Origin of the sequence: Amycolatopsis sp. M39 (assembly GCF_001651785.1) — a bacterium.
GTDB lineage: Bacteria > Actinomycetota > Actinomycetes > Mycobacteriales > Pseudonocardiaceae > Amycolatopsis > Amycolatopsis rubida.
Map to the genome: position 1 here is coordinate 57,747 of NZ_LWSF01000028.1, position 3,782 is coordinate 61,528.

The 3,782-nt window shown below is 72.8% G+C and carries 2 protein-coding genes; one reads left to right on the forward strand and one right to left on the reverse strand.

Features of this window, described 5'->3' with window-relative positions; translation table 11 throughout:
• Positions 1 to 771: NAD(P)/FAD-dependent oxidoreductase (locus A4R44_RS46750; protein ID WP_198545599.1), on the reverse strand; the 771-nt coding region annotated here is incomplete at its 3' end.
• Between the two features lie 514 nt (positions 772 to 1,285).
• On the opposite strand from A4R44_RS46750, the gene A4R44_RS37730 reads away from it, so the two are divergent.
• Positions 1,286 to 3,782 (forward strand): LuxR C-terminal-related transcriptional regulator (locus tag A4R44_RS37730; RefSeq protein WP_232791960.1); only part of this gene is annotated, 2,497 nt, incomplete at its 3' end.

Below are 3,782 nucleotides of genomic sequence, written 5' to 3' on the forward strand. Positions count from 1 at the left end.
TCGAACCGATTTCTCGGTGGTGAGGGTGGCGAAGCTCCGCTCGCCGGCCAGCGGGAGGAACACGGTCGCGGTGAGGGAACCGTTGACATGGGGATGGGCGACGATCAGCCCGTCGTCTCCCGGCCAGACGTGCAGTGCGTCCGGGCTGCTGCGTACCTCGCCGGACGGGCCCGCGGCGATCGCGAACTCCTTGTAGCCCCAGGGCAGGACGCGCTGCCGGAAGTCGGCGGGCAGGCCGCGCAGCAGCCGGGTGCGCACGGCCGAGAACGCGCCGTCCGCGCCGACCACGAGGTCCGCGGAGGCTTGGTATGGACCACTGTCGCCGGCGAAAGCGCAGACGGGTCCGGCGCTCGCCGATCCGCGGTCGAGATCGGTGAGCGTGACGCCGAAGCGGGCGCTGACGTTCGGGTACTCCAAGGCTTCGGCGAGCAGGATCCGGTTGAGGTCGTCGCGCAGCACCGAGCGCAGGATCTGGTCCTCGTGGCAGCCGTAGGGCTGGAAATCCAGCTCGCCGTCGCGCTGGTGGATCACCCGCCCGCGCATCGGAGCGGCCGCGGCCAGCACCGGGCCGAGCAGCCCGACCTGGTCCAGCGCCCGGATTCCGCGCTGGGAGAGGCCGAGGTTGATCGACCGGCCCGCGCCCGCGCCGGTCCCGCGCGGATCCGGACGGCGCTCGTGGATCTCCACCTGGTGCCCGAGCTGCGCGAAGTGGATCGCGGCGAGCGAACCGGCCAGCCCGGCCCCGGCCACCAGAACCCGTTTGGCGTTCATTCCGGCCGCCGCCGATCCGCGTGAGGGCAATTGTGCCGTCGCCGTTCGGAGCGCTTTTCCGTTGAGCGGCAATTGGCGGACGGACGCGCAATTCGGCCGATCGGAGCAGCATTGCACGCACTTCCCTGGGGCTGCTCACCAGTGGTGATCCGGAAGAACTCCGGAGTAATCGCGGGCGAGGCGTATCCGTTCGGCTGCGGAAAGTGTTCGGACCATTCCGGTAACGTTTCCCCCGGGTGATCCGATCGATCGTCCGGCCTTCGTCCCGGTCGCGGTAAACGCCCAGGTCCGCTGCTGCTCACCGATCCTCCTGCGAGATTCGTGGCCTGCCCGGCACGCGGCCGAGGTTCTCCCTGTTGGCCGATAGCCCGGGGCGGGGTGCGGGCACTAGCCTGTTCCCGCTTGCCCGGCTGTTTTACCGGGTGTGTCCCGGGCATCTAATAAACCGGAAGATATCGGGTGCCAGCATCCGTAGAATTACCGCAATTCGCTGGTCGGGCGAAGGGGGAGAAGCATGGTCGAGAAGGAGTTTGTCGGAAGGTCGGCGGAACTGGCCGCGTGCCTGGACCGCCGCGCCGCGGTGACCGTGGTGGAGGGACGGCCGGGGATCGGGAAAACCCGGCTGCTGGCCGAAGTCGCCCGGCGGGCGCCGGAGCCGGTGTGCGCGGTGCCCGGGGGCGCGCCGGAGTTCTCCCGCCGCCTGGCGCACGCGCTCGGCCCGGAATCGCTGGTGGTCGTGGACGACGCGCAATGGGCCGACGAAGCGTCCCTGCGGCTGTTGACGGCGCTGGTGTCGGGACCGGGGAACGACCGGCGGCTGGTGCTGTCGGTCCGCGACGGGCAGCGGCAGCCCGCACTGACCCGGCTGCTGCACTCCGAGCGCGTCCCGGCCCGGTACGTGACGCTGCCCGCGTTCACTGACGACGAGGTCGCCCGGCTGTTGCCGGGGCACGACGACGCCGAGCGGGCGCGGATCGCCGCCGCGGCCGAGCGCATCCCGCTGTACCTGTTGCTGCTGGCCGATTTGCCGCCGCACGAATGGCCGGGCCGCGGCGAGGGCCCGGCGGCCGAAGACCGGCCGATGCTGCCGGCGGAACGGGTGCTGTTCGCTGAAGTGTCGGCGCTGCCGGAGCCCGAGCGGCTGGTCGTACAGGCCGCGGCGTGCGGCGGCGCGAACCTCGACGCGGATCTGGTCCAGGCGATGACTGTGCTGCCCCGGGACGAGGTCGGCCACGCGATCGAACGGCTGCTGTGCCGGGGCGTGCTGACGGGCGGAGCCGCGGGGCTCCGGTTCCGGCACCCGCTGGTCCGTGCCGCCGCCGCGCGGCTGTCCGGACGCGGCTGGGCGGCGGGCGCGCACCATCGGGCGGCGGCCTACCTGCGCGAACTCGACGCGCCGCTCACCTTGCGCGCGGATCACCTCGAGAAGTCTTCCTACCGCCACGATCTGGTCGCGGTCGGCGAACTGGCGTCGGCGGCAGAGGAAGTGCTCGGCACCGATCCCGCGGCGTGCGCCCGCTGGCTCGGCGCGGCGGTGGCGAACCTGCCGGAACGGATGCGCGGCGGGCACGAGCACTGCCGGCTGTCCGTGCTGCGGGCCGAAGCGCTGCTGGCGTCGGGGAAACCGGCAGCGGCGCGTACGCTGCTCGTGACGCTGCCGGAGTCGCCCCGGGTGCTGGCGTTGCTTTCCCGGTGCGAGCACACGCTCGGCCGCACCCGGCGCGCGCGGTCGATCGCCGAGGCCGCGATCGCCGCTTCGGGCAAGGCTGACGCGCGGGCGCAACTTGAACTGGCACATCTGGAATTGCTGGACGGCGACACCGTCGGAGCGCAGGAGCGGCTGCGCCGGACCGCGGCCGACCCGAGCGCGGGGCCCGCTGTCCAGTCCGCGATCGCCGCGCTCGCCGCCATCGGGCTGGCCTGTGCCGGGCGGACCGCCGAGGCCCGGCACGCCCAGCAGGCCGCGGCCGACGGATTCGACCTGCTCGACGACAGCGAACTGCGTTCGGTCCTCTACACCGTGCCCGCGCTGTGCTGGGCCTCGTGCTTCCTCGACGACGACCGGCGCGCGCTCGCCCTGCTGGACCGCGCGTCGCACCTCAGTGCGCCCGGGCTGCGGCAGATTGTGCCGTTCCTGTACTCGGCGCGCGGGTATGTGCTGTGGAAGCTGGGGCACCTCGCCGAGGCCGCGGAGGCCGCCGCGGAAGCGGAAACCGCGGCGGCCCGCTTCGGCCACCACGACGTCGTGCCGATGGCCGCCGCGATCCGGCTGCGGGTGCTGCTCGCGACCGGAGACCGGTCGGCGGCCGAGCAACAGTGGCGCGCGGTCGAGAAACTGCCGCGGCCTGCTGTCGAATGGTGGCGGCGAACGGTGGAGCACATCCTCGCCGAGGCCGGTCTCGAACTCGGCATGTTCCCCGGCGCGGTCGAGCAGCCGGCGGAGCGGACGGCGAATCCGTTGCTGGTAGCCAGATTGGCGCAGGACTGCCGGGCCGCCCTCGCCGAGGGAGCGGCTGCGGAGGCGCGCCGGTGGGCGGCGGATGCGATGGAACGGGCCGCGGCCACCGGGTTGAAGAGCGACCTCGGCCTCGCGTTGCTGGCGCGCGCGACGGTGTCAGCGGCTGGCAACGACCTCGTTGCCGCGTTGACCGACGCTTCCGCGGCGGCCGTCGCGTTCGGCCGGGCGGCGATGGTGCTGCATCGCGGGCGTGCGGTGCTGCTGGTCGCGGAAGTGCTGGGAAGGCAGGGAAACTTCGACGCCGCGACCCAGCGGATCGGCGAGGCGCGGGAGGTGTTCCAGAGCGCGGGGGCCGGCGCGTTGCTGAGGGAGACGACGAAGGTGCAGCGGCGATTGGCCGGGCGGCGGAAGCTGGAGTCGCCGCCGGGCGCGCGGGCGCTTTCGCGCCGGGAACGGCAAGTGGCGGAAATGGTGGTGCGCGGGTTGACGACGAAGGAAATCGCGGCCGAGTTGTTCCTGAGCCCGCGGACAGTGGACGCGCACGTGGCTCGGG